We start from the raw sequence: 25,578 nt of genomic DNA on the forward strand, positions 1-25,578 counted from the left end.
AATGAGTAGAATTATTGATGTATTTGCTATGGAAGTCTTAGATTCAAGATCTAACCCAACTGTAGAAGTAACAGTTTTAGCTGAATCAGGAGCAATCGGATCAGCTATAGTCCCATCAGGAGCATCTACTGGCGAACACGAAGCCGTAGAACTTAGAGATGGAGACCCAAAGAGATACGCTAAGAAAGGCGTGTTAAAGGCAGTTGACAACGTAAATAACGTTATCGCACCAGAAATTTTTGATATGGAAGTAACAGATCAAGTATCAATTGATAAATTGATGATAAACCTAGATGGAACAGAAAATAAAGGCAAACTTGGTGCAAACGCTATGCTTGGCGTGTCACTAGCAGTTGCTAAATGTGCTGCAAATGAACTAAACATGCCACTTTATAGATACATCGGCGGAACTAATGCAAAAGTTTTACCAGTACCTATGATGAACATTTTAAATGGCGGTCAACACGCTGATAACAACGTAGACATACAAGAGTTTATGATTATGCCAATAGGCGCAGAAACATTTAGAGACGCGCTTAGAATAGGCTCAGAAGTTTATCATAGCTTAAAGAATGTTCTTAAAGAAAGAAAATTAGCTACAGGCGTTGGTGATGAAGGTGGTTATGCACCAGACCTATCAAGCAATGAAGAAGCTATCGAAACTATTATCGAAGCTATAGAAAAGGCTGGCTACGAAGCAGGTAAGGACATCTACCTAGCTCTTGACGTTGCTGCGAGCGAACTATATAACGCTGATACTAAGAAATACTACTTAAAGAGCGATAACGCAGAGCTTACAGACGAAGAAATGATTAACTACTACGAAAAATTAGTTGATAAGTATCCACTATACTCAATTGAAGACGGCTTAGACGAAAACGATTGGGATGGATGGAAGAAATTAACTGAAAGACTAGGTGATAAGATTCAATTAGTTGGTGACGACTTATACGTTACAAACACAAAGAGAATCAAAAAAGGTATCGAGACTCATACAGCTAATTCAGTTTTGATCAAGCTTAACCAAATCGGTACACTTACAGAAACTATCGAAGCTATCGAGATGGCTCACAGAAATCATTACACAGCAGTTATTTCACACAGATCAGGTGAAACAGAAGATACAACTATCGCAGACCTATCAGTTGCACTAAACACTGGACAAATCAAAACAGGTGCACCAGCTAGATCTGAAAGAGTTGCAAAATACAATCAATTACTAAGAATTGAGTATATGCTTGACGATACAGCTGTTTACGCTGGCAAGAGCATATTAAGAAAATAATTTAAAAAATATCTATATGGGATGGGCCCCGTGCTCATCCTTTTTTTCTGTCTGAAGAAGGCCATTGACTTAGTGGCAAGGCTATATTAATAGCAAGACAAAAACGATTTTTACAAAAGCCGATTCACGCGTAAATCGATATTTGCACTTCCATAAACATGACCCAAAATGAATTAAGCATAAATCGAAGTAAATGAGAAAAAATCATTGCAAAATAAATGCTCTTGTGGTAAAATAGATATGTTATAAGAGAGAATGGAGGTGTGTGTATGACTTACGTATTGTATGCACTAGTTGCAATTTCAGCTTTAGTATTAACTATATCAGTAGCAGCTACTGAGGGAGACGATCAAGGCTTACAAGCATTGGGCGGAGCTGAAAGCATTTGGGGTTCTAAAAATCCTACAAGAAATGTTCTTTTAAAAAGAATAACTACAGTTTCATCGGTTGTGTTTATGGTAACAACTTTGATATTAGCGGCTTTATAATAATAAAATAGGAGGAAGAAATGGACAAAATTTTAATCATAGCTCCTATAGTTGGAGCTATAGCACTATTATTTGCTTTAGTTAAAGCTATGTACGTTTCTAAGCAAGATGCTGGAAACGACAGAATGAAGGAGATAGCTGGCTACATTCAAGAAGGTGCTCTTGCATTTTTAACTAGAGAATACAAATATTTAGCAATATTCATTGTTGTATTATTTGCAATTCTAGCTCTATCAATCAACATCGGTACTGCCGTTTGTTATTTAATAGGTGCGGTATTCTCAATTTGTGCTGGTTACATCGGTATGACAGTAGCTACTAAGGCTAACGTAAGAACTGCAAACGCAGCTAAGGAAAGCGGTATGGGCAAGGCTCTAAACGTTGCTTTCTCAGGCGGTACTGTTATGGGTATGTGCGTTGTAGGTCTAGGTTTACTAGGTACTAGCATTGTTTGGATGATATTCAAAGATGCTAACATAGTTACAGGCTTCGGTCTAGGTGCTTCATCAATCGCTTTATTCGCAAGAGTTGGTGGCGGTATCTATACAAAGGCTGCAGACGTTGGTGCTGACTTAGTTGGTAAGGTTGAAGCTGGTATTCCAGAAGACGACCCAAGAAACCCAGCTGTTATCGCTGATAACGTTGGTGATAACGTTGGTGACGTTGCTGGTATGGGAGCTGACTTATTTGAATCATATGTTGGAGCTATAATTTCAGCTATCACTTTAGGTGCTCTAGCATTTAGCGACAACGGTATTGCATTTGCACTAGCTCTATGCTCAGTTGGTATCGTATCATCAATTATCGGTACATTATTTGTAAAAGGCGATAAGAACCCTCAAAAAGCACTTGATATGGCTACTTGGGGAAGTTCAATAATCACTATAATCGCTTCTTACTTCTTATCTACAAAGATATTAGGCTCAATCCAACCATTCTATGCTATAGTAGCAGGTGTTGTTGTTGGATTAATCATAGCAAAAGTTACAGAATATTATACAGCTGCTGAATATAAACCAGTTCAAAAAGTTGCTGAAGAATCAGAAACAGGTGCTTCAACAAACATCATCGCTGGTCTATCAGTTGGTATGATGTCAACAGCTATCCCAATGATAGTTATTTCAATAGGTATATTAGCTGCATTCTTCTTAGCAGGTGGAGCAGCAAGCCCAGTAAATGGTCTTTACGGAATTTCACTTGCAGCAGTAGGTCTACTAGCAACAGCTGCTACAACTATCGCAGTTGACGCATACGGACCAGTTGCTGATAACGCTGGTGGTATCGCTGAAATGTGCGGACTTCCAGAAAATGTAAGAGATATTACAGATAAGCTAGACTCAGTTGGTAACACAACAGCAGCAGTTGGTAAAGGTTTTGCCATCGCTTCAGCTGCACTTACAGCTCTAGCACTATTCGCTTCATATACACAAGCAGTTGGACTTGAAAAGATCGACTTAACAAATCCATTAACTATAGCAGGTGTCTTCATTGGTGGTATGCTACCATTCTTATTCTCATCATTAACTATGGATGCAGTTGGTAAAGCTGCTAACCAAATGATCGAAGAAGTTAGAAGACAATTTAAATCCATCCCTGGTATCATGGAAGGAACTGCAAAACCTGATTACGGCAAATGCGTAGACATTTCTACTAAGGCAGCTCTTAAGGAAATGGTTATCCCAGGACTTCTAGCTGTTGTATGCCCAGTACTTGTTGGTGTACTTCTAGGAACAGAAGCTCTAGGTGGTCTACTTGCTGGTTCATTAGTAACAGGCGTTCTAATGGCGATCTTCATGTCAAACGCAGGTGGAGCTTGGGACAATGCTAAAAAGTATATTGAATCAGGTGTTCATGGTGGAAAGGGTTCAGATGCTCACAAGGCAGCAGTAACAGGAGATACTGTTGGCGACCCATTCAAGGATACATCAGGACCATCTCTAAATATACTAATTAAATTAATGACAATAGTAGCATTAGTATTTGCACAAGTATTTGTTAGCTACGGTGGACTTATTATAAAATAAGATAAAATTGTAATTGGACTCCCCTTGATTTTAATCAGCGATGCTATTAAATAAGGGGAGCTTCATTTATAATATGGGTGATTTTATGGAAATAACGATTGACAATATTAAAATAAATTACATAATAGAAGGCGAATCAGAAAAGCCGGTTCTTATACTTCATGGCTGGGGTGCTTCAATCGAAGCGGTCATGGGTATAGTGAATGCTTTGAAGGATACAAGAAAAGTTATTGCCATAGATTTACCAGGTCATGGCAAGTCGTCTGAACCAGACAGAGTTTTTGGTGGAGAGGACTATGCAAATATTGTTAAGGCCTTTGTAGAGGAGCTCGGCATTGAGAAATTTGACGCAATCGGTCACAGCTTTGGCGGCAAAACTTTAATACAAATTGCTTCTGAAGGCTATGAAAGGCTAGATAAGATGGTTCTTATCGATGCTTCAGGCATACTTCCTAAGAGAAGTCTTTCATATTACTTAAAAGTTTATACATATAAATTCTTTAAAAAGCTTTACAGGCTAATCTTTTTTTACAAGAGTGAAGAGGAGCTTATGAAGAAGCTTTCAAAGAAATTTGGCTCTGATGACTACAAAAATACAAGTGGTATCATCAGAAAGACCTTTGTAAAGGTCGTTAACGAGTCTCTTCTTGATAGGCTGGAGCTTATTGAGAATGGTACTCTTATATTATGGGGCAAAAATGACGATACAACTCCATTATATATGGGTAAAATAATGAATGAGAAGATAAAAAATTCTGCTCTGGTTGAGCTTGAGGGCGGACACTTCTCATATGCAGATGATTATCAAATATTTTCACGAGTAATTAGATCTTATCTTAGTAAGGAGGAACTATGATAGCTATATTTATATTCTTGCCAATATTATTAACAGTTTTAATATATATACACTCTTTGGCGTATTTCCAAATTATGCAATTAAATATGTATATCTCAAGTGAGTACGAAGCTTGGCTTAAAAATTTTGGCTGGTTTAAAAATTCATTAAAGAAAATAAAACCGGGAGATAAAAAGCCACTTGTCTTTACTGATAGGATGAAGAGAATGATGAAGATATTTGCTTTATTTAATACTCTTATCATGTTTACATCAATCATCGCTTATTTATTATTCGGTGAAAAAATTGCTCTAGCATATTTATTGGTACTTGCTTTTATTTTGTACATCATAAGAGCAAGGAGCGTTAAGTGTGCAAATATATTAGCACTACCGATTGAAAATAAAATCAATCACGGTTTTTACGTTCAAGCACAAAATAAAATTAAAAAAGAAAAAGAAAATAAACTCAAGGTAGTTGGAATAACTGGCAGCTATGGTAAAACATCTACAAAACTTGTTTTGAACGACATAGTTAAGGAAAGTTTAAAGACATATGCAACACCTAGTTCTTTCAACACACCTATGGGTATATCAAAGGTAATCAACAATGAGCTTGAGAGCGGAACTGAAGTTTTCATATCTGAGCTTGGAGCAAGATATGTAGGCGAGATAAAAGAGGTAGCTGAGCTAGTTATGCCAGACATAGCCATCATCACAAACATCGGTCCGTGTCACATAGAAACATTTGGCTCTATGGAAAACATTGTTAAGACTAAGTTTGAGCTTATTGATACGCTTAAGGAAGGCGGTTTAGCTATATTCAATTATGATAATCCATATATCAAGGAAAAAGCAGCTGAAGTCAAGACTAGAAAGGTTTATATCTCGCTTGAAGATGACGCCTGCGATTACTTTGCTAAAGATATAAGCGTAGGTGAATTTGGTACTGAATTTACTCTTATATACAAAAATAAAGAGTACAAGCTAAAGACAAAATTACTTGGCAAACACAATATTTACAATGTACTTTTATCTGTGGCTGCGGCTCATGAGCTAGGCATGTCCATGGAAGAGATAGTTAAAGCGGTTCTTGATGTTAATCAAGTTGAGCATAGACTATCACTCGTAGAAAACCCAAATAAGCTCATCATCATAGACGATGCATTTAACAGTAACCCAAGCGGTGCACAAGCGGCTCTTGATGTAGTAAGTGAGTTTAAAGAAGGAAAGAAGATAGTTATCTCACCAGGCATGGTCGAACTAGGAGATTTACAATACGAAGAGAATAAAAAATTCGGCAAGAACGCAGCAGCTCTTGTAGATCACTTCATCATAGTTTCAGAAGTAAATAAAAAAGCAATCAGAGATGGCCTCGTTGAAGGCGGACTTGAGGAAGCAAAGATACATGAAGCAGCAAGTTTAGAGGATGCACAATTAATTTTACAAAAAATATGTCAAGCAGGCGACGTGATTTTATTCGAAAACGATTTGCCTGATAATTATTAGGAGTTGATAGAATGCTAAAAGTAGGCGTTATATTTGGCGGAAGAAGTGTTGAACATGAAGTATCAGTTATTACAGGTATGCAAGTAATTGAGAACATGGATAAAGAAAAGTTTCTTCCAATCCCAATCTATATTACAAAAGAAGGCAAGTGGCTAAGCTCCGAAGCCTTCAAAAATTTTAAAACATTTAAAGATGGTGACTTTAGCTCAGCTAAGAACGTTATGCTTGGCTGTGACTATGGCGATTTTAATTTGTATATAAATCCAGAGGCAAAGTCCATGTTTGATAAAAAAGTTTATGAAACTTTAGACTTGGTGTTCTTTGCCCTTCACGGTACCAATGGTGAGGACGGCTCATGCCAAGGACTTGTAGAAACAGTTGGCCTTCCATACACAGGCACAAACGTATTAAGCTCCTCAGTTGGTATGGACAAGGTTATAATGAAGGACGTTTATAGAGCCAATGGTCTTCCTGTAGTTAACTACAGATATTACTATAGAAGCAAGTGGAGAAGCTCTAAAGAAGAAGTCATGGCAGATATTGAAAAGAATTTAACTTATCCATTATTTATAAAGCCATCGAACCTTGGATCATCCATCGGCATATCGAAGGTTAAGAACAAGGACAATCTTGAAGAAGCTTTGATGATAGCTTTTAGTTATGACAAAAAAGTCATAGTTGAAGAATCAGTTGAAAACGCAAGAGAAATTAACTGCGCTGTCATGGGCTACGAAGAAAATGTAGAGACATCAGAACTAGAAGAGCCACTAGATTTCAAAGAACTATTAACATTTGACGATAAATACGTATCAAATAAAAAGACTCCTGGAACAAAAACAATGAGAAATTTACTTAAGAAGGACGAGCCACTAAGAGAAGAACTAGAAAGCTTAGCTACAAAGGCGTTTACCTCCATTGACGCGGCAGGTAATGCCAGAGTCGATTTACTTGTATCTAAGGATACTGGCAAAATCTATATCAATGAGATAAATACAATACCTGGTTCGGTTGCCTTCTACTTATGGGAGCCTAAAGGATATTCGTTTAAAGAGCTTATAACAAAGATGCTTGAGATAGCTCAAGCAGTTGATACTATGAGAAAAGAAACTGTTTACTCATATGACGCTGAGCTCTTTAAACGTATTCAATATGGAAAGAAATTATAGGTGATAAAATGAAAATCAGGGAACTTGTAATGAATTATTTCAATAGTGAGGATTATGTTCCTCAAAGCAAGAAGGAATTATTAAGAACTTTTAAGATTAATAAAAAAGATAAGAGGATGTTTGAAAAACTACTTAAGTCATTAGAGAAGGATAAAAAGATTATATGCAGCAACAATAAATATTACACTTACAATAGTTCCCATATTATCACAGGAAAGTATGAGGCTAATAAGCGCGGTTTTGGCTTTGTTATCGGCGAAGACTTCGACGTCTTCATTAGATTTGAAAATTCGATGTACGCGATGGACTCTGATGAAGTCTGCGCAATCATCACAGATAAAAAGCCCGATGGCAACTATGAAGGCAAAATCATTAAGATACTTAATAGAGCTACTAAGAGGGTCGTTGGTACTTATCAAGACAATGACAGCTTCGGCTTTATCACTTGTGACGATGTCAAGATAGTCTACGACGTCTTTGTTAATAAAAGCGCTTCTAAAGGCGCAAAGCATGGCGACAAGGTCGTTGCAGAGATTATTAAGTATCCAGATAAAAATAAAAATCCGGAGGGAAGAGTCGTTGAAATCATCGGTAAGATTGATGATCCAGGCATAGACATCACTTCGATAATCAAGTCATATGAGCTTAGAGAATATTTTCCGAATAGAGTTAAAGATGAATTAGAAGAGATAAATTATGAGATGGATTCTGAGGAGATAGCCCGCAGAGTCGATTATAGAGACTTACTTACTATAACTATAGACGGCGTTGACTCAAAGGACTTGGATGACGCCATCAGCGTAGTGAAAAATGATGATAAATATACATTATACGTACACATCGCTGATGTAGCGCACTATGTTAGGGAACGCACTTACTTAGATAAGGAAGCTTATTTAAGAGGCAACTCCTACTATCTTCTTGATAGAGTGCTTCCAATGCTACCAAAGGAGCTATCGAATGGTATTTGCTCACTTAATCCAAATGAGGACAGATTAACTTTATCTGTCAGGATGGACATAGATAAAAACGGTGAGGTCCTTAGCCATAAGATATCTGAAGCAATAATTAATTCAGACCATAGACTTAACTACCCACAAGTTTCTGACTTTTTAGAAGGAAAGAATAAGGCTGAAGAGCTTGGACTTGAGGGACTAGAAGATACTCTTAAGAATATGGAAGAGCTAATGCATATTCTTAATGAAAAGAGAAATAAAAGAGGCAATATTGACTTTGATATAGTTGAGACAAAAGTTATTTTAGACGAGAAAGGCAAAGTTATCGACATAAGGCCAGATGAAAGGCGCGTCGCTAACAAGATCATAGAAGAGTTTATGATAGCTGCAAATGAAACTGTGGCCAAAGATTATTTTATGAAGGACATACCTTTCGTCTACAGAGTGCATGAGAAGCCAAAGAGGGAGAAGATGTTCTACCTTTCTGAGTTTTTGAAGCGTTTCGAGCTATACATCAACCCAGATAGTGTCACTTCGGCTGATATAGCGAATGTGCTTAATGAGCTTAAGGGCAAGAAAGAGTCTGAGCTGATCTCAAACATCATTCTTAGAACTATGCAAAAAGCGAGATACACTTACGAAGAGCTTGGTCACTTCGGCCTTGCATCAAAGTATTATTCGCATTTCACATCGCCAATCAGAAGATACTCAGACCTTATAATTCACAGAATTATTAAAGATTTTATGAATGGCAGACTTAAAGAAAGCAAAATCGTATACTACGAAAAGAATCTTGATCAAATCACAAAACACATTTCTGAGACAGAACTAGTTCAAGAAAAGGCAGAGCGTGACATAGTTCAAATGAAGTGCGCTGAGTATATGCAAGACAAGATTGGAAATGTATATGTCGGAAAAGTTTCTTCACTAACATCCTTTGGTGTATACGTTATGCTTGATAATACTATAGAGGGACTTTGTCACTTCTCAAATATGGATGATGACTTCTATTACTTTGATGAAACAGAATACAAAGTCATTGGCAAAGACTCACTAAATGAATACAAGATAGGCATGAAGGTCAGAGTGGCAGTACTTGACGCTTCGAAAGAGACGAGAACTATAGATTTTAAAATTCTTGGAGTGGTTGAATGAAAGATGAAGATATAAAACTTGTAGCCAATAATAAAAAGGCGAGACATGATTATTTTATAGAGAAGATATATGAAGCAGGCTTAGTACTTAAGGGAACTGAAGTTAAATCCATAAGACAGGGCAGAGTAAACCTAAAGGAGAGCTACGTCATCGTGAAAGATGGCGAGGTCTTCGTCTTTGGTATGCATATAAGTCCTTATAAAGAAGGCAACATTTTTAACGAAGACCCATTAAGAACGAGAAAGCTATTATTAAATAAAAATGAAATTAGAAAGATCTCTCAAGACGTGAAGCTAGCGGGCTCTACTGTAGTTCCCTTAAGACTATACTTTAAGAATGGCAGAGCCAAGCTAGAGATAGCACTTGCAAAAGGTAAAAAGCTTTATGACAAGAGAGAGAGTCAAAGAGAAAGAGATATTAAGAGAAGTCTTGATAGGAAGTATAAAATTTAGGAGGTAAGCGATGAAGATCGGCGAGTCAAGAGAAAATTATTTAGAGATGATATTGATGCTACAAAACAAAGGCATAAAAGTTAGAAGCACAGACGTTGCTAAGGCCCTTGATTTTTCTAAGCCAAGCGTAAGTAGAGCGGTTGGTATATTGAAAGAAGACGGTTATATCGAAGTTCAAGACGACGGTGAGCTAACATTTACAAAAGAAGGCGAGAAGCTTGCAAAACTTGTATATGACAGACACTGTACACTTAGAAAGTTCTTTGAAAGCATTGGCGTTGACCCAGAGACAGCAAACGACGATGCTTGTAGAGTTGAACACGTTATTAGTCAAGTTACATTTGACAAGATAAAGGAATTAGTCAATAAAGATAATGAATAATATACTAGATAGATTAAACACAAGACAGAGGGAAGCCGTTTTATATAACAGCGGTCCCTTATTAATCATGGCCGGAGCTGGATCAGGTAAGACAAGAGTAGTTACTTACAAGATTGCCTTTCTTATTGAGAATGGTCTTGCGAGCGAAAACGAAATACTTGCTATAACATTTACGAACAAGGCGGCTAAAGAGATGAAAGATAGGGTAGCGTCCTTCTTAAATAAGGATGTTAGCCCAATGTGGATAGGCACATTTCACTCGATAGCGCTTAGGCTACTTAGGCGCCACGCAAACCTTGTTGGTTACACAAACAGCTTCACTATATATGATAGAGACAATCAAATAACACTTATTAAGGATATACTAAAGGAGCTTGAACTCGATCCAAAGACCTATGTCCCATCATACTTCATAGCGTTAATATCAAATTTAAAGATGCAAAATATGGACGCTGACGAATATGAAAGCATTTCTGATAGCTATAGAAAGAAAACTGATGCTGAGGTTTATAGACGCTATCAAAAGAAGATGCTTGAGTACGACGCTATGGACTTTGACGATATGATAGTAAATTGCGTAAGACTTTTAGAAGAAAATGAAGACGTAAGACAAATCTATCAAGAAAGATTCAAGTACGTTTTTGTCGATGAGTACCAAGATACAAACTACATGCAATATAAGATGGCAAAGCTATTCTCAGATATGTACAAAAACATCTGCGTGGTAGGTGACGCTGACCAAAGCATATATGGCTGGAGAGGCGCTGACATTAGAAACATCTTAAACTTCGAAAAAGATTATAAGAATGTCAAGACCATACTACTTGAGCAAAACTATAGGTCGACTAAGAATATATTAAAGGCTGCGAACAATATTATCAAAAACAATGACGAGAGAAAAGATAAGAATCTTTGGACGGATAATCAAGAAGGAGACGATATATACTGCTACATAACACAAAGCAATGTCGAAGAGAGTTACTTTGTAGCGCAAAAGATAAAAGAGCTATTAGATGAGGGTTATAATGAGAGCGACATCGCCATACTCTATAGAACAAACGCTCAGTCGAGATCCTTTGAAGATATGTTCTTGAAATTCGGAATTAAATATAATATAGTTGGAGGAGTAAAGTTCTATGACAGAAAAGAGATTAAGGACATACTTGCCTACTTTAAATTTTTAGATAACACAAACGATTTTATCTCGCTTAAGAGAATCATCAATACACCTAGACGAGGTATTGGCGATAAAAGCGTTGAGAGCATCACGAGTGATATGATTAGTAAAAATATTAGCCTTTACGATGCTCTATCCATTAGCACGAATAAAAAGATAAAAGAATTTTACGAGACGATTGAATCAATCAGAAAGCTTAAAGACAATGTGACTTTGTCGGAGCTATATGATTTAGTTCTTGATAGGACTGATTATTTAAACGCACTTGAGAGAGAAAATACCGTTGAAGCAAGAACTAGGATAGAAAACTTAGATGAGTTTAGAAACCTATTGCTTGACTATGAAGATAATTATGATAATATCACTCTTAAGGACTTTTTAGGAGAAATATCACTTTTAACTGACCTTGATAAGACTGAGGACAAGAGCGGGGATGCTGTAACTATGATTACTATGCATAGTGCTAAGGGCCTTGAATATAACATAGTCTTCGTAGTTGGCATGGAAGACGGTCTCTTCCCAAGCGAAAGAGCCATCGAAGAAGGCAGTTTAGAAGAGGAGAGAAGGCTTTGCTACGTTGCTCTAACAAGGGCGATGCAAAAACTATTCTTAAGTTTAGCAAAGGAAAGAAGAGTCTATGGTCAAAGCATAATCTCAAAACCATCGAGGTTTATAGATGAGGCGGAAGAAGCTATCAAAGTAGTTAACTATAGATCAGATAAGTTTGACGATAGACCTATACTTGAAAACACTAGCATCAACAGAAGCGTTCACAAAGACCACGGCTTTGACAAAGCTGTTTCACGCTTTAAATCGTATACGGGCACTGATGGTGCTTCTACAGATAAAAAAGATATCAAGGCAGGCGACAAGATTAAGCACAAAGCCTTTGGCGAAGGCATGGTTGTCTCTGTCAATGGCAAGAACCTTACTATAAGTTTTCCAAATAAAGGTATTAAAATTTTGAATATTGATTTTGCACCAATAAAAAGGATAGATTGATATGAATAGAATGGAAGAATTAATCAAGAAGCTTGAGGAATACAACTACCACTACTATGTTCTTGACGACCCAATAGTTTCTGATAAAGAATATGACAAGCTATATGACGAGCTAGTGAAGCTTGAGAACGAGACGGGCACTCACTTACCATACTCGCCAACTCAAAGAGTCGGTGACGCCATACTTGATAAGTTTGTTAAGCACACACATCTTGGAAGGCTTTGGAGCCTAGATAAAGCTCAAAGCTTTGACGCGCTTAGAGATTGGCACGCGAGAAACCTTCGCTTCATAGATACTTACAATAGCACTCATAGTGAGAAACTACCAAGCCCTGAGTATATACTTGAATATAAGTTCGATGGCCTTACTATTAACCTAACATACGATGAAGGCATTTTGCAAATGGGGGCAACAAGGGGCAATGGTGAAGTCGGCGAAGAGATTTACGAGCAAGTCCTTACAATAAAGTCGATACCCTTAAGAGTTAATTACAAGGGCAAATTTGAGGTACAAGGCGAGGGACTTATGCCGCTTTCAAAGCTTGAGGAGTATAACGAGAAGAATGAAGTTCAGCTAAAGAACGCGAGAAACGCGGCGGCTGGCGCACTTCGTAACCTTGATGTCAAAGAGACAGAGAAGAGGCACTTAATAACTTATCTTTACAATATTGCTTACATAGAAGGCAAAGAATTTAAAACGCAAGAGGAGATAGTCGCTTTTATAAAAGATAATGCGATGCCAGTTTCAAAATATCATAAAAAGTTTACGGATATAGAAGAGCTTTTAAAAGAGATAGACGCACAAAAGGAAGAAAGGCTTAAAGAGGACTTCCTTACAGATGGCATGGTTATCAAGATAAACGACGTTAGAACACAAAAGCTTATGGGCTACACAAACAAGTTCCCGCGCTTTGCGATTGCATATAAGTTCGAGGCACTTGAAACATCTACTAGAATCATAGGTGTTGAGTGGAACGTTGGTAGAAGCGCGAAAGTTACGCCAACTGCGCTACTTGAGCCAGTTGACATAGGCGGCGTTACTATAAAGAGGGCGACGCTTAATAATTTGGATGACATCAAGAGGAAGAACGTTCACTTAAACGAGAGGGTTTTGATTAGAAGATCAAATGACGTTATCCCTGAGATTATGGGGCCACTAAAAACAGATGAAGAAGTTTATGATATAGAGCAGCCAGAATTCTGCCCATACTGTCACAGCAAACTTTATAAAGAGGGCGTTCATTATTTTTGTCCGAATACCTTGGGATGTAAACCGCAGTTAGTCAAAACCATAGTTCACTTCGCTTCGAAAGAGGCCATGAACATAGATGGCTTCAGTGAAAAAACTGCAGAACTGTTTTTAGAAAAACTAAATATCGATCAAGTGTCAATGCTATATGACCTAAAAGAAGAGGATCTACTTAAGCTAGAAGGCTTTAAAGAAAAAAAAGCAAATAATATAATAAGTTCTATACAAAATTCGAAGACGGTAGAGCTTAAAAACTTTATTTATGCTCTATCCATTGCCAATGTTGGCGTTAAGACAAGCAGGGACCTTGCTGAGCGCTATAAAACAGTAGATAATTTTTTAAATGCGAGCTTTAATGATTTAGTGGCCATCGAGGACGTAGGCGAGATAACTGCTAATGAAATAGTTTCATTTTTAACAGACGAAACAAGTAAAAAGTCTATACAAAGTTTATTTGACCACGGCATAAAAGTTTTAGACGTAGAAGATAGCGGCGATAAATCACTCGAAGGACTTAAGTTTGTCTTGACAGGAACGCTTGAAAATTACACTCGCGATGAATTAAAAAACATTCTCGAAGACAAGGGCGCTAAGGTACAAGGCTCTGTCTCATCAAAGACAGACTACGTAGTTGTTGGCGAAAACCCTGGTTCAAAATTTGATAAAGCAAAGACTTTAAATATAAAGATACTATACGAAAATGATTTGAAGGAGTTGATATGATGGAGAAGAAGGACATCGAAAATCTATGTTACACAGCTAGACTTGCCATCGACGAGTCGGACATGGATGCATTCACCAAAAAATTTAACGATATAATCAAAATGATATCTGTTGTTAATGAGCTTGATGATAAGGACATACCAAAGACTTATCAAGTTAATGAGTACAAGGAGAGCTTATTAAGCAAGGACGAAGTCGACAGTGAATACTCATTATCAAAAGAGGACGCGCTTAAGAATGCGCCTGAAGAAAAATTTGGCTTCTTCAAACTAAAGAGAGTAGTAGAAGGGTAGTTATAGGTGTTATTTATGGATATTACGAATTTAAAAGCATGGCAGCTAAAAGAAAAAATCGCTAATAAAGAGCTAAAAGTTTCAGAGATAACAGAAGCCTTTATCAATAGAAGCAAAGATATAGACAAAGATATCAATTCATTCATATCAGATGACTATGAAGGAGCGCTAGCAAAGGCAAAGTCACTAGATGAGAAAGACCCAAGCGGTAAATTATTCGGCCTACCAATAGGCATTAAGGATAATATCTCTGTTAAGGGCATGAAAAACACTTGTGCGTCTAAGATACTTGAAAATTACGAAGCTGTTTTTGATGCGAATTGTACAAAGCATATCAAGGATGAGAATGGTATTATAATAGGCAAATTAAATATGGACCAATTTGCCATGGGTGGATCAAACGAAACATCATACTTCGGTCCAGTTCACAACCCACTTGATCTAAAGAGAGTGCCAGGCGGCTCATCAGGTGGATCAGCTGCAGCAGTTTCATCAAGACAAGTACCTCTTAGCCTAGGTACAGACACAGGCGGATCTGTTAGGCAGCCTGCAAGCTATTGCGCTTGCGTTGGATTTAAGCCAAGCTATGGAACAGTCTCAAGAAATGGAGTTGTATCTCTATCAAACACACTTGATCAAGTATCAACATTTGCAAACGATGTAAAGGACGTAGCACTTATCACAAGTGCCATCGCTCCTAAGGACCACAGAGACCTAACAAGCCTTTCTAATCCTATTGACGAAGTCACTTACACATATGACGACGCCATCAAGTATTTAAAAACACTTAAAGTAGGCGTGCCAAAAGAAGTTCTAGCAGATGAAAAAGACGATGAAGTCGAAAAAGCATATAGAGATAGCATCAAACTATTAAAGGACAATGGCGTAGAGATCGTTGAGATAGATCTTAAGGATCTTAAATACGCAGTTGCAACATACTACATCATCATGAATGCTGAAGCAAGCTCAAACCTATCAAGGTTTGACGGTGTGAAATATGGTCTTAGAGACTTTGATGCAGAAAGCCTTGAAGAGATGTATATTAAGACGAGAGCAGAAGGCTTTGGCCCAGAAGTAAAGAGAAGAATACTATTTGGCACATATATATTAAGCCAAGATAAGGACAGCGACTACTTCCAAAACGCATTAAAGGCAAGAACACTTCTTATAAATGATTTTAAAGAAGCATTTACAATGGTGGATACCATCTTGGTACCTACATCACCTGTAATGCCATTTGAAATTGGAACAAATATCAATGATCCAATCAAGATGTATAACGCAGACAAATACACAGTTCCCGTTAATATAGCTGGTAACTGCGCTATATCGGTGCCAAGTACTAAAGAATATAAACTAAATCCTGGTATGGAATTTATCTGTGACAATTTAGAAGACAATAAACTTCTAAAGATTGCTTATGCTTATGAAGGGTTGGTGAAGTAGATGGCTTACAAAACTATAATCGGGCTTGAGATACACGTTGAGCTAAAGACAAAGACAAAGATGTTCTGTCACTGCAAAAACGAATTTGGCGAAGAAGCAAATACAAACGTTTGCCCTATATGCCTAGGACTTCCAGGAGCTTTGCCACAAGTGAATGAAGAGGCAATCAATTACGCAATCAAGGCTGGCCTTGCAATGAACTGCAAGATACATCAACACACTAGATTCGATAGGAAGAGCTACTTCTACGCAGACCTTGTTAAAGGCTACCAAATCACACAAGATGAGCTACCTCTATGCTACGAAGGTTATGTCAATATAGAAGACGAAGACGGCAATGACAAAAAGATCAGACTAATTAGGATACACGTTGAAGAAGATACAGGTAAGTCACTTCACACAGACAAGGGCGAAACACTTCTTGATTACAACAGAAGCGGCGTCCCTCTTATAGAGATAGTTACTTATCCAGACATGAACTCAGCTAAAGAAGCGAGAGAGTTTTTGGAAAAACTTAAAGCAACAGTCATCTACCTAGGCGTTTCCGATGGTAAGATGGAAGAGGGCTCATTAAGATGCGATGTTAATGTCAATGTAGTCGACACAGAGACAGGCGTTAAGACAAATATTTCAGAAATTAAAAACATCGGCTCATTCAGAGGAGTTGAAAAAGCTATAGACTTTGAAGTCTCAAGACACATCGCACTTCTTGAAAAAGGCGAAAACACTAAGAAAGAAACAAGGAGATGGGATGAACTTAAGGGCGAATCCATCTTGATGAGGGAAAAGATTAAAGCAAATGACTATAGATACGCGCCAGATGGCGACATACCACCAATGGATATATCAGATGAAATGATCGACGCCGTTAGAAAAGAAATGCCAGAGCTTCCAGATGAAAAAGTTTCTAGAATAATGAAAGACTACGGCGTAAGTAAAGACGATGCCAAGACACTTAGCCTTGATGTGAGCCTTGCAAATTATTACGAAGAGCTTGCAAAGAAAGTTGGTGACAACGCTCTAGCGCTTAACTGGCTATTAGGCGACGTACTAAGAAGACTTAAAGAAGATAATAAGAGCATAGATCAAATGCCATTTGCAATAGAAGACCTAGAAAAACTACTTACACTTGTTAAGACAAATAAGATTAATAACAACGCTGGAAAGAAAGTTTTGCAAGAGATGTTTAAGGCACCAGAAGATCCTGAATCCATAGTCAAGAGGCTTGGACTAGTTCAAGTAACAGACGAAGGAGCCATAGAAGCAGTAGTTGATAAAGTTCTTGAAGCAAACCCACAATCAATCGAAGACTTTAAGAATGGTAAGAGTAGAGCCTTTGGTTTCTTAGTTGGACAAGTAATGAAAGAGATGAAGGGTAAGGGCAACCCACAAATAATAAACGAACTATTAAATAAGAAGCTTAATTAATTGTTTATAGTATAGCGTGAAAGGCACAGTGAGAGCTGTGTCTTTTTATGTGCTCGGAACAATAGTCATCGAGACAAAATTGATTTAGATAATATTTGAAGAACAAAAGATTAGATAAACTTTAACATAATACTTGACAAAACAAAGTAAAAGAGTTATACTTAAATTAGAATAAATATTCAACTATGAATATTTATTTGAAAAAGAAAATCTATAATGAAAGGAGAGAATGAACATGAATTTTTCTGAAAGCGAATTGACAGTATTAGAGCTGCTGTGGGATGGAAAATGCTTAGACGAAAACGGAGAGATTATGGCATCAAACTTATCAAAGATACTTACAGAAAAGTATGGCTGGTCAAAAAGTTCTAATTATACATTCATAAGTAGACTGCTTGAAAAAGGAGCAATCACAAGAAGGTATCCTAAGTATACACTAAAGCCTGTAGTAACAAGAGAAGAAATAGGCACTGCACAAACAGAAGAGGTTATTAATAATGTATTTAATGGATCATTAATTAAACTTGTTTCGGCTTTTATGACAGAGAAAAAAGTAAGCAAAAAAGAATTAGAGGAAATGAAAGATTTAATCAATAGTTTTGAAATAGAGGAAAAATATTAATGATAAACATAGTAAGAGCTTCATATTTGGAGAAAAGTGTAAAAAGCATATTAATTATAGCTATAATACTTTTGTTTAGACAAATCTTAAATGTAAAAAGTGTAAAGAGAGCAAATATGATTCTATGGTCAATACTTTTTATTTATCTAATTTCTCCATATCTGCTATTGATAAAAGTTGTAGATTTTAATCAATATGGAGTGTTAAGGTACATTTTAGAGCCTATAATGATAGTAAGTGAATATGTAAGATTACTATTAATAGAGATAGGAAGCTTTTTAAATAGAATAAACCGTTTGTGTGTGTCAGTTTTACTTTTAACTTATGTAGTAGTACGAGTTATTAAAATGAATAAGGCACTGAAGAATTCTACACAATTAGTAAATGATGCAAGAGTAGAAAAAGCACTCAATTTATTTAAATTTAAAAGGAAAATAAGTATATTAATAAACGACAAGATAAAAGTACCAATAACATATGGAGTTATTAAGCCTAAGATTATTATACAGAGTCATATATTAGAAGATGATGAGTTATTGAAATTTGTACTTGTTCATGAACTTACACATGTGAAAAAATTTGATATTGTATTTAAACATATTAAAAATTTTATTGCTTGCATTCATTGGTATAACATATTTATTCTTGCAAGCCTAAAATTTATAGAAGATGATATGGAAATCCTCTGTGATAAGTTAGTAATTCAAAAATTAGGGGATACTATAGATAACAGAAAAGCATATTGTATGTCAATGTTGAAACTTATAGAACAAAATCAAAATGTACAATATTCGGTATTAAATTTACATCCAACAAAAGAAAGGATAATTATTATGAAAAAATGGAAACGAAGTTTAATAGGAGTCTGTGTGTTTGCACTAGCATTAGTTTTATCTACATTACCATTTATAGATGTATATGCAGATAAAGGGAATAGAGTTATCTCGAGTGAGCCTGAGTCAAATATTGTGCTTAATATTGATAATAGAGTATCAGAAATAACAAAAGATGAATATAAGAATTTAAAATTAGGAGAGATACACTTTAATGAGTTAAGGTCTGCTGACGTTGACAGTAAAGAAAGCTTAGAAGGCATGGAACACAAATCTTATAAATTTAATACAGACTCTTGGAATGGGACAAATCATGATGGATTTACTGTTAAAATGAGTGATATGTCGTGTAATGGTGGAGTAAAATACACTATTATAATAAGAGAAAATGGTAGTGAAATATATAATAGAGTTTTATCAAAAGATACTACATTAACTGTTAAAGCCTATCATAATAATAACTATGAAGTTATTGTGCTTAATAATTCATCAAATATATTGAAATACAGAGTTAAAATAAACAGTTATATAAGGTAATAACTTAATATGCAAGGTTTATAAGTACTGGTTAAAACTTTTCTAAATTTACAAATTAAGGAGATGATGAAATTGAAAAAAGTATCTGTATTTTTATTGGTAGTAGTATTATTGATTAGCAATTTAGGAGGGATTGCTTTAGCAAAGAACGAGACTGATGTTAAAGTTTACAGGGTAAAAGAGATAGTTTTACCACTATCAGCGACATATGATCCAAGAGTTGAAGGCTTAAGAATGAGGAAAACACCAGGACTTGACGGTATAATCGTTGGCTTGCTTTATCCTGGAGATTATATATCAGTTCAAGATGGAGGAGATATAATATATAAAGACGGATACGAATGGGTTTGGGGTACTAAACAATCAGATGGACGGTAGTATTATCATACCTTGAAGAAATATGTTAAAACATACTAAAAATTACATATGAATGTAAAATTATAAAATTATATTGTAAAGGAGAAATGAAATGAAAAATTTTAAAAACAAAAAAACATTAGTTTTTATCTTAGCGGTTTTTATGATGGCAGCGTTTTGCCTAACAGCTTGCACAAAAGATACTGATAAAGAAGTGCAAAATGAAAATACAAAGTTTGAGAAAGACGAATCTCTTGATAAGTTTATAAAGACAGATATACAAAATGAAGTTCTTGAATCACCTCTTGGAGCAGTTGCTCCAAAGCTTGCCTTTGCTAATGATAAATACGCTGGTGTACTTAATTACAATGGCTTATTGATATATAGCCTAGGTGATAAAAAATTAAGCTCAGCAATTGATATCAATGGTCTAGGATTTGATCAAATACAAGGTGACGGTGCTATAGAAATCACATCGAATGACGAATATCTTGTTCTAAATAAAATGGGCAAAACAGACGGATATGTATACTCTTTAGAGGGTAAATACCTATCTAAGGCTGATGATATAAGTAAGATCAGCGCAAGTAAGGCAGAATATCTTGAAAATGATGGAATTAATGAAATCAAAGCAAAGATTGATGAAAAAGATAAAGACATCGATGCGATTATGACTCAAAATGGATACGTAGTTTTGACACTTGATTATGACAATTTAAAAGATTCAAAATTAAGTAAACTTGATAAAAATTATGAATTAGTAAATAGCTTTAATTTATCAGAGTAAATAAGTTGAAGTAAATCAAATTATATACGTTGATTAAAAGAAAATGAAATATACCCTCTTTACTATTATCGTAAGGAGGGTAGTTTTTTGAATTATATAAGAAAAATATAATAGAAAAATGTATTATAAATATCAATTTTGAAGAGAAACAAATATTGTAATTATGTAAGTACATAATTCGTTTTACTAGTGCTAGGACATAAGCATGTACTAAGAACATCTCAAGCGATATGCACTCAAAACCATAAACATAATTAATAAGGGCCATTCAAAGCCGTTTACTATGTTAAATTTATGTAACAGTCTTTGAAATAAGTTGCAATTTACTCTCGTTGATGTTAATATAATACTAGGAGGCATAGCTATGAAAAAATTTATTTTAGGACTTCTTATTGTTTTATGCTTTTTATGTTCTGCGAATGTATATGCACAGAGCATAAATATAAGGATAGCGAATAAGAATTACAAAGCATCATTAATAAATGTAAAGGTTGATGGAGTGGATAAACAAAGCAAGGAGATGCCAAGTTTTATCTATCAAAGAAGGACGCTTGTTCCAATCAGGTTCTTATCCGAAACTTTTGGCGCGAGTGTTGATTGGAATAGTAAAAGTCAATCGGCTATCATAACTATGTCTGACAAGAGCATAGTCTTGACTATAGACAAGGCTGAGGCGACGATTAATGGCGTTACTAAGCCTATAGAAAAGGCATACACTCCAAGGCTTGTTAGGGTTAATGGCGGCGGAGCAAGGACTTATGTTCCCTTAAGGTTTATCTCTGAGCTTTTTGGCTACGAAGTAGGCTGGGATAATAAATCTCAGACAGCTACTATCAATACGAATATGCAAGTCGTTGAAGAGCCAAGCGGCGATGATGACGCTATCATACTACCGAGCGGTGACGAGGAGCCTGATCAAATCAAGCCTGACAATCCTAGTATAAAGCCGAACACTAGTGAGCAGCCAAGTATTAAGCCTAGTACTGATGGCTTTGCACACTTGACGAATGTTGTTGCTACTAGACATAATGACAGGGACGCAGTTTTATTCCAAGGGCTAAAGGGCAAATATAAAGTGACTAAGCTTGATGGTCCGGATAGGCTTGTGCTTGATTTTGAAAAAGCAATCTTTGATGATCCGGAGCTATATAGGGAGTACAACATAGTCATGAACGGCATCAAAGGCGTTAGAGCTAGTCAATTTGCTGACAATGACAAGTCTAAGTCTGATATGAATGTTAGGATAGTTATTGATATAGAGGATGCGAATGTCGATTACAAGATTGAAGAAACAAGTGACGGCCTTGTATTTTACACAAAGAAGTCGATGAAGTCTTTCTATTCATACGATAGCAGAATTTTTGCCATCAAGAACACTGAGGGTAGAGTCTCTGATTACGTTTATGACGATCTAATGAAGACCATAACTATGAACGTAGAGACTAGTAAAGAGCTTGAGACTGGCACTGAAGATTTTAAGGACCCATATATAAGGTCGCTTGTTGTAGAAAAGGCACAAAATGGCTACACTTACACTATAAACCTAGTTAGAAACGTATCTTTAGAGAAAGTGGACGCTGGCAGCGCTGACTACGCAATCAAACTTAGTAGAATTATTAATAACAAGCCATCTGATTACTTAATTATGCTTGACCCAGGTCATGGCGGAAGGGATCCTGGTTCTGTATCTAAGATTGACGGATCAAGTGAAACTGATTATATTCCGTATGTAGCTAGGTCTTTGGAAGCGAAACTTAAGGCGGCTGGTTACAATGTTTTGAAGACTAACGATACTGTCGATGAATACGTCGATATATTTGAAAGGGCAAGGATGGCAAATAGAGTAAATGCGGATATCTTTGTAAGTATTCACGTTAATAGTGCTACTTCACCATCTGCAGCAGGCATAGAAGTCTGCTATTCTAGCGATGCAAAGCACAGCAATAAGACAAGAAATCAAAAAGAGTTTGCTGATTGCATACTAAATGCTGTTGGCAACCTTATTGGCAACAAGGGACGTGGCCTTAAGGAGGGCGCCTACGTTGTTACAAGAAATACCAATATGCCGGCGGCTCTACTTGAGATGGAATTTTTATCAAATAAAAATACTCTAGCGCTATTAAAGAGTCAAGCCTACCTTGATAAGATGGTTGATGGTCTATATAACGGCATTGTAGATTACTTGAACAATTATTATTAGAGGTTTATTATGAAAAAAGTTATTGTTTCAACAAACAATGAAAGTAAATTAAAAGAGATTAAATTAATATTTCACGAGCTAGGCTACGAAGTCCTTTCAAAGAAAGAGGCTGGCATAGCTGACTTCGACGTAGATGAGACAGGTACTACACTAGAGGAGAACGCCTACATCAAGGCAAAGGCTCTTCGTGATATGGTGGATTGCGCAGTCATTAGCGACGACTCAGGTCTTTTCTGCGACGGTCTTTATGGCGAGCCAGGTATTTACTCAGCTCGTTACGCTGGGGAGCATGGTGATGACCATAAGAACAACGAGCTCTTACTCAAAAATCTTGAAGGCAGAGACAGAACGGCTCACTTCAAGAGTGTCATCTGCTTTATCGATGAGGATCAAAAAGTGTTCTATGGTCATGGCAATGTTGATGGCGAGATACTTTATGAGTACAGAGGTGATGGCGGTTTTGGATACGATCCACTCTTTTTACCAAAGGGGCACGACAAGACTTATGCTGAGATAGGAACCGAAGAGAAAAACAAGTTTTCGCACAGAAAGAGGGCTTTGGAAGATATTAAGGAAAAGATCTTACTTGAGGGAAAACACAAGGAGCTATATAAAAAAGTAGACTTTGCTTTGACACTTGATGAGATGAAAAATATTTTAAGAGTGAATAAGATAGCTGACGGTTCGAGAAGAGAGAACGTCGCTGAACACAGCTTTCACGCTGCGGTTCTAGCACCAGTTTTTAAGTACATGGGCAAGTTTGAGGTTGACGCAAATAAGACGGCGGTACTACTTTTGTATCATGACCTGATTGAGATATACGCTGGCGACACATATTGCTATGACACAAAGGGCAATGAGGACAAGAAGCAAAGAGAGAGCGAAGCAGCAGATAAATTATATTCAAAGCTTGATTCCCTAGGCGATGAGCTTAGAAAATATTGGGATGAGTTTGAGGCTGCTGAGACGAACGAAGCAAAGTATGCGAATGCACTTGACAGGTTCCAACCACTCTTAATGCACTTTGCCTTTAATTCGCATTCGTGGCAAGACCACAAGATTACAAAGGAAGCCGTTCTTAAGAGGATGGCACCTATAAAGATATATTCAGACGAAATGTATGATTTTGTCTTGGATTATGTAGAAAGTCAATTTAAGAAAGAGGAGATGATTTAATGAAAATTACAGTAAACGAGAAGAAGGGTATCAAGGTTTTACCAGTATTTGAAGATGATTTGAACTTCTTCGAAAAATCAGAGGGTCTTGATGCTTTAGTAGAAAAAGAGTACTTTACAGGCAAAGCAAGCGAAGTATTTGTAGAACTTGGCGAAGATGAGATAATTTATCTTGGCCTTGGCAAAAAGGATGAGATCACTACTAAGAAGATTATAGTAGCTTTCTTTGAATTAGCAAAAGCACTTAGAAAGTACAAGATTAAAGACGCAAACATCATTTTCAATAAGAAGCTTGATAATATTTGCTATAGAACTACTATGAAGGCTATAGTTGATGGTCTTGCATGCTTTAACTATGATTTTGATAAATATTTAGCTGAAGACAAGAAGCCTACTAAGCTTGGCACTATCAACATAGAAGTTATTGAAGATAAAAAGGATAAAGCTATGTCTGCCATAGAAGAAGGCATGAACATCGCTGAAGGATACTCACTAACAAAGGATTTAGTTAACACTCCTGCCATTGACATGTATCCAGAAGTTTTAGCTAAGAGAGCGAAGGAAGACCTTGAGCCGCTTGGCGTTACTGTTGAAGTATATGGCAAGAAAGAGATAGAAGATTTAGGTATGAAGGCGTTCTTAGCAGTTGCAGCTGGTTCAGACAAAGAGCCTAAGCTAATTGTTATGAAATATATGAATGGTGAAGAAGGCGATAAACTTACTGCACTTGTTGGTAAGGGCTTAACTTATGACTCAGGCGGATACTGCATCAAGCACCCACAAGGCATGGCTACAATGCATATGGATATGGGCGGAGCAGGTGCTGTTATAGGCGCAATGCATGCCATCGCCAAGAACAAAGTAAAGAAGAATGTTGTAGCTGTCGTTGCATCATGCGAAAACTTAATTTCAGGCAAGGCATACAAGACTGGCGATTTAATCGGATCTATGTCAGGTAAGACTATAGAAGTAGCTAATACTGACGCTGAGGGAAGACTTACTCTTGCTGATGCTATCTACTACGCATCAGATGTGCTTAAAGCTGATAGGATAGTTGACCTAGCTACACTTACAGGCGCTTGTGTAGTTGCACTTGGCTCATATAGAACTGGTGTTGTTACAAATAACGATGAGTTTATGAATGAAATGAACGAAGCAGCAAAAAGAGCTGATGAAAAGCTATGGGTAATGCCTAACGACGATGAGTACAAGGACATGGTTAAGGGCACTATGACTGATTTACTAAACTCAGTACCTGGCGGCGCTGGTATGATTACAGCTGGTATGTTCCTTGAAAACTTTGTTAAGGAAGGAACTCCATGGATACACATGGACATAGCGGGAACTTCAGATACTTCAAAGGACTACGCACAATACAAAAAAGGCTCAACTGGCGTTCCAGTTAAGACACTTTACTACCTAGTAAATACTGAACACATTTGCTAATAGCTTAATATAGACAAAGCGAAAGCTCTTCTCATTTTGATATGAGAAGAGC

Annotated in this window: 21 protein-coding genes; all 21 read left to right on the forward strand. The window is 36.6% G+C overall.

Annotated features, from left to right (window positions below):
- Nucleotide 1 precedes the first annotated feature (1 nt).
- The 21 genes from eno (at nucleotide 2) to BN3004_RS05310 (ending at nucleotide 25,526) form a co-directional block, all read left to right on the forward strand.
- Nucleotides 2-1,285 carry a phosphopyruvate hydratase gene (gene eno, locus BN3004_RS05210; protein WP_058260151.1) on the forward strand — a complete coding sequence of 428 codons (1,284 nt, stop codon included), beginning with the start codon at nucleotides 2-4 and terminating at the stop codon, nucleotides 1,283-1,285.
- Between the two features lie 269 nt (nucleotides 1,286-1,554).
- Nucleotides 1,555-1,773: a preprotein translocase subunit SecG gene (secG, locus tag BN3004_RS05215; RefSeq protein ID WP_058260152.1), complete on the forward strand. Its 219-nt coding sequence runs from the start codon at nucleotides 1,555-1,557 to the stop codon at nucleotides 1,771-1,773.
- A gap of 20 nt (nucleotides 1,774-1,793) precedes the next feature.
- A complete protein-coding gene (locus BN3004_RS05220; protein WP_058260153.1) occupies nucleotides 1,794-3,797 on the forward strand; it encodes a sodium-translocating pyrophosphatase in 2,004 nt (667 codons plus the stop codon).
- A gap of 85 nt (nucleotides 3,798-3,882) precedes the next feature.
- Nucleotides 3,883-4,653: an alpha/beta fold hydrolase gene (locus BN3004_RS05225; protein ID WP_242854197.1), complete on the forward strand. Its 771-nt coding sequence runs from the start codon at nucleotides 3,883-3,885 to the stop codon at nucleotides 4,651-4,653.
- Complete coding sequence (locus BN3004_RS05230; protein ID WP_058260155.1) at nucleotides 4,650-6,140, forward strand: UDP-N-acetylmuramoyl-tripeptide--D-alanyl-D-alanine ligase; 1,491 nt, start codon at nucleotides 4,650-4,652, stop codon at nucleotides 6,138-6,140. The genes BN3004_RS05225 and BN3004_RS05230 overlap by 4 nt, the downstream gene beginning before the upstream one ends.
- An 11-nt stretch (nucleotides 6,141-6,151) precedes the next feature.
- A complete protein-coding gene (locus BN3004_RS05235) occupies nucleotides 6,152-7,306 on the forward strand; it encodes a D-alanine--D-alanine ligase family protein (protein WP_058260156.1) in 1,155 nt (384 codons plus the stop codon).
- 8 nt (nucleotides 7,307-7,314) lie between these two features.
- Entirely contained in the window at nucleotides 7,315-9,417 is a 2,103-nt protein-coding gene (rnr, locus tag BN3004_RS05240) for a ribonuclease R (RefSeq protein ID WP_058260157.1), read from the forward strand.
- Complete coding sequence (gene smpB, locus BN3004_RS05245) at nucleotides 9,414-9,869, forward strand: SsrA-binding protein SmpB (RefSeq protein ID WP_058260158.1); 456 nt, start codon at nucleotides 9,414-9,416, stop codon at nucleotides 9,867-9,869. Before rnr ends, smpB begins: the two co-directional genes overlap by 4 nt.
- A 10-nt stretch (nucleotides 9,870-9,879) precedes the next feature.
- Complete coding sequence (locus tag BN3004_RS05250) at nucleotides 9,880-10,251, forward strand: metal-dependent transcriptional regulator (RefSeq protein WP_058260159.1); 372 nt, start codon at nucleotides 9,880-9,882, stop codon at nucleotides 10,249-10,251.
- A complete protein-coding gene (locus BN3004_RS05255) occupies nucleotides 10,244-12,430 on the forward strand; it encodes an ATP-dependent helicase (protein ID WP_058260160.1) in 2,187 nt (728 codons plus the stop codon). The genes BN3004_RS05250 and BN3004_RS05255 overlap by 8 nt, the downstream gene beginning before the upstream one ends.
- Before the next feature lies 1 nt (nucleotide 12,431).
- On the forward strand, nucleotides 12,432-14,402 hold the full coding sequence (ligA, locus tag BN3004_RS05260) for an NAD-dependent DNA ligase LigA (protein ID WP_058260161.1): 1,971 nt from the start codon (nucleotides 12,432-12,434) through the stop codon (nucleotides 14,400-14,402).
- Complete coding sequence (gene gatC, locus BN3004_RS05265; RefSeq protein ID WP_082244095.1) at nucleotides 14,399-14,695, forward strand: Asp-tRNA(Asn)/Glu-tRNA(Gln) amidotransferase subunit GatC; 297 nt, start codon at nucleotides 14,399-14,401, stop codon at nucleotides 14,693-14,695. The genes ligA and gatC overlap by 4 nt, the downstream gene beginning before the upstream one ends.
- A 15-nt stretch (nucleotides 14,696-14,710) precedes the next feature.
- Nucleotides 14,711-16,141, forward strand: coding sequence for an Asp-tRNA(Asn)/Glu-tRNA(Gln) amidotransferase subunit GatA (gene gatA / locus BN3004_RS05270; protein ID WP_058260163.1), 1,431 nt, complete (start codon nucleotides 14,711-14,713; stop codon nucleotides 16,139-16,141).
- On the forward strand, nucleotides 16,142-17,569 hold the full coding sequence (gene gatB / locus BN3004_RS05275) for an Asp-tRNA(Asn)/Glu-tRNA(Gln) amidotransferase subunit GatB (RefSeq protein WP_058260164.1): 1,428 nt from the start codon (nucleotides 16,142-16,144) through the stop codon (nucleotides 17,567-17,569).
- A 235-nt stretch (nucleotides 17,570-17,804) separates the two neighbouring features.
- Nucleotides 17,805-18,191 (forward strand): BlaI/MecI/CopY family transcriptional regulator, encoded by a 387-nt coding sequence (locus BN3004_RS05280; RefSeq protein ID WP_058260165.1) that lies wholly within the window; start codon nucleotides 17,805-17,807, stop codon nucleotides 18,189-18,191.
- Nucleotides 18,191-19,561: a M56 family metallopeptidase gene (locus BN3004_RS05285; protein WP_082244096.1), complete on the forward strand. Its 1,371-nt coding sequence runs from the start codon at nucleotides 18,191-18,193 to the stop codon at nucleotides 19,559-19,561. Before BN3004_RS05280 ends, BN3004_RS05285 begins: the two co-directional genes overlap by 1 nt.
- Before the next feature lie 72 nt (nucleotides 19,562-19,633).
- Nucleotides 19,634-19,939 (forward strand): hypothetical protein, encoded by a 306-nt coding sequence (locus tag BN3004_RS05290; protein WP_058260166.1) that lies wholly within the window; start codon nucleotides 19,634-19,636, stop codon nucleotides 19,937-19,939.
- A gap of 91 nt (nucleotides 19,940-20,030) precedes the next feature.
- The gene (locus BN3004_RS05295) at nucleotides 20,031-20,705 is read left to right on the forward strand and encodes a hypothetical protein (RefSeq protein ID WP_058260167.1); all 675 of its coding nucleotides are present in this window, start codon (nucleotides 20,031-20,033) and stop codon (nucleotides 20,703-20,705) included.
- A 364-nt stretch (nucleotides 20,706-21,069) separates the two neighbouring features.
- Entirely contained in the window at nucleotides 21,070-22,905 is a 1,836-nt protein-coding gene (locus BN3004_RS05300; RefSeq protein ID WP_058260168.1) for an N-acetylmuramoyl-L-alanine amidase family protein, read from the forward strand.
- Nucleotides 22,906-22,914: 9 nt separating this feature from the next.
- Nucleotides 22,915-24,081, forward strand: coding sequence for an RdgB/HAM1 family non-canonical purine NTP pyrophosphatase (gene rdgB, locus BN3004_RS08270; RefSeq protein ID WP_082244097.1), 1,167 nt, complete (start codon nucleotides 22,915-22,917; stop codon nucleotides 24,079-24,081).
- Nucleotides 24,081-25,526: a leucyl aminopeptidase gene (locus tag BN3004_RS05310; protein WP_058260169.1), complete on the forward strand. Its 1,446-nt coding sequence runs from the start codon at nucleotides 24,081-24,083 to the stop codon at nucleotides 25,524-25,526. The genes rdgB and BN3004_RS05310 overlap by 1 nt, the downstream gene beginning before the upstream one ends.
- The last annotated feature ends 52 nt before the right edge of the window (nucleotides 25,527-25,578 follow it).

The sequence above is a fragment of the Fenollaria timonensis genome (assembly GCF_001457835.1).
Lineage (GTDB): Bacteria > Bacillota > Clostridia > Tissierellales > Peptoniphilaceae > Fenollaria > Fenollaria timonensis.

Excerpts from the sequence above, each read along its gene's own strand:
- eno (WP_058260151.1), top strand. The coding sequence starts at position 2 with ATGAGTAGAATTATTGATGTATTTGCTATGGAAGTCTTAGATTCAAGA.
- secG (WP_058260152.1), top strand. The coding sequence starts at position 1,555 with ATGACTTACGTATTGTATGCACTAGTTGCAATTTCAGCTTTAGTATTA.
- BN3004_RS05220 (WP_058260153.1), top strand. The coding sequence starts at position 1,794 with ATGGACAAAATTTTAATCATAGCTCCTATAGTTGGAGCTATAGCACTA.
- BN3004_RS05225 (WP_242854197.1), top strand. The coding sequence starts at position 3,883 with ATGGAAATAACGATTGACAATATTAAAATAAATTACATAATAGAAGGC.
- BN3004_RS05230 (WP_058260155.1), top strand. The coding sequence starts at position 4,650 with ATGATAGCTATATTTATATTCTTGCCAATATTATTAACAGTTTTAATA.
- BN3004_RS05235 (WP_058260156.1), top strand. The coding sequence starts at position 6,152 with ATGCTAAAAGTAGGCGTTATATTTGGCGGAAGAAGTGTTGAACATGAA.
- rnr (WP_058260157.1), top strand. The coding sequence starts at position 7,315 with ATGAAAATCAGGGAACTTGTAATGAATTATTTCAATAGTGAGGATTAT.
- smpB (WP_058260158.1), top strand. The coding sequence starts at position 9,414 with ATGAAAGATGAAGATATAAAACTTGTAGCCAATAATAAAAAGGCGAGA.
- BN3004_RS05250 (WP_058260159.1), top strand. The coding sequence starts at position 9,880 with ATGAAGATCGGCGAGTCAAGAGAAAATTATTTAGAGATGATATTGATG.
- BN3004_RS05255 (WP_058260160.1), top strand. The coding sequence starts at position 10,244 with ATGAATAATATACTAGATAGATTAAACACAAGACAGAGGGAAGCCGTT.
- ligA (WP_058260161.1), top strand. The coding sequence starts at position 12,432 with ATGAATAGAATGGAAGAATTAATCAAGAAGCTTGAGGAATACAACTAC.
- gatC (WP_082244095.1), top strand. The coding sequence starts at position 14,399 with ATGATGGAGAAGAAGGACATCGAAAATCTATGTTACACAGCTAGACTT.
- gatA (WP_058260163.1), top strand. The coding sequence starts at position 14,711 with ATGGATATTACGAATTTAAAAGCATGGCAGCTAAAAGAAAAAATCGCT.
- gatB (WP_058260164.1), top strand. The coding sequence starts at position 16,142 with ATGGCTTACAAAACTATAATCGGGCTTGAGATACACGTTGAGCTAAAG.
- BN3004_RS05280 (WP_058260165.1), top strand. The coding sequence starts at position 17,805 with ATGAATTTTTCTGAAAGCGAATTGACAGTATTAGAGCTGCTGTGGGAT.
- BN3004_RS05285 (WP_082244096.1), top strand. The coding sequence starts at position 18,191 with ATGATAAACATAGTAAGAGCTTCATATTTGGAGAAAAGTGTAAAAAGC.
- BN3004_RS05295 (WP_058260167.1), top strand. The coding sequence starts at position 20,031 with ATGAAAAATTTTAAAAACAAAAAAACATTAGTTTTTATCTTAGCGGTT.
- BN3004_RS05300 (WP_058260168.1), top strand. The coding sequence starts at position 21,070 with ATGAAAAAATTTATTTTAGGACTTCTTATTGTTTTATGCTTTTTATGT.
- rdgB (WP_082244097.1), top strand. The coding sequence starts at position 22,915 with ATGAAAAAAGTTATTGTTTCAACAAACAATGAAAGTAAATTAAAAGAG.
- BN3004_RS05310 (WP_058260169.1), top strand. The coding sequence starts at position 24,081 with ATGAAAATTACAGTAAACGAGAAGAAGGGTATCAAGGTTTTACCAGTA.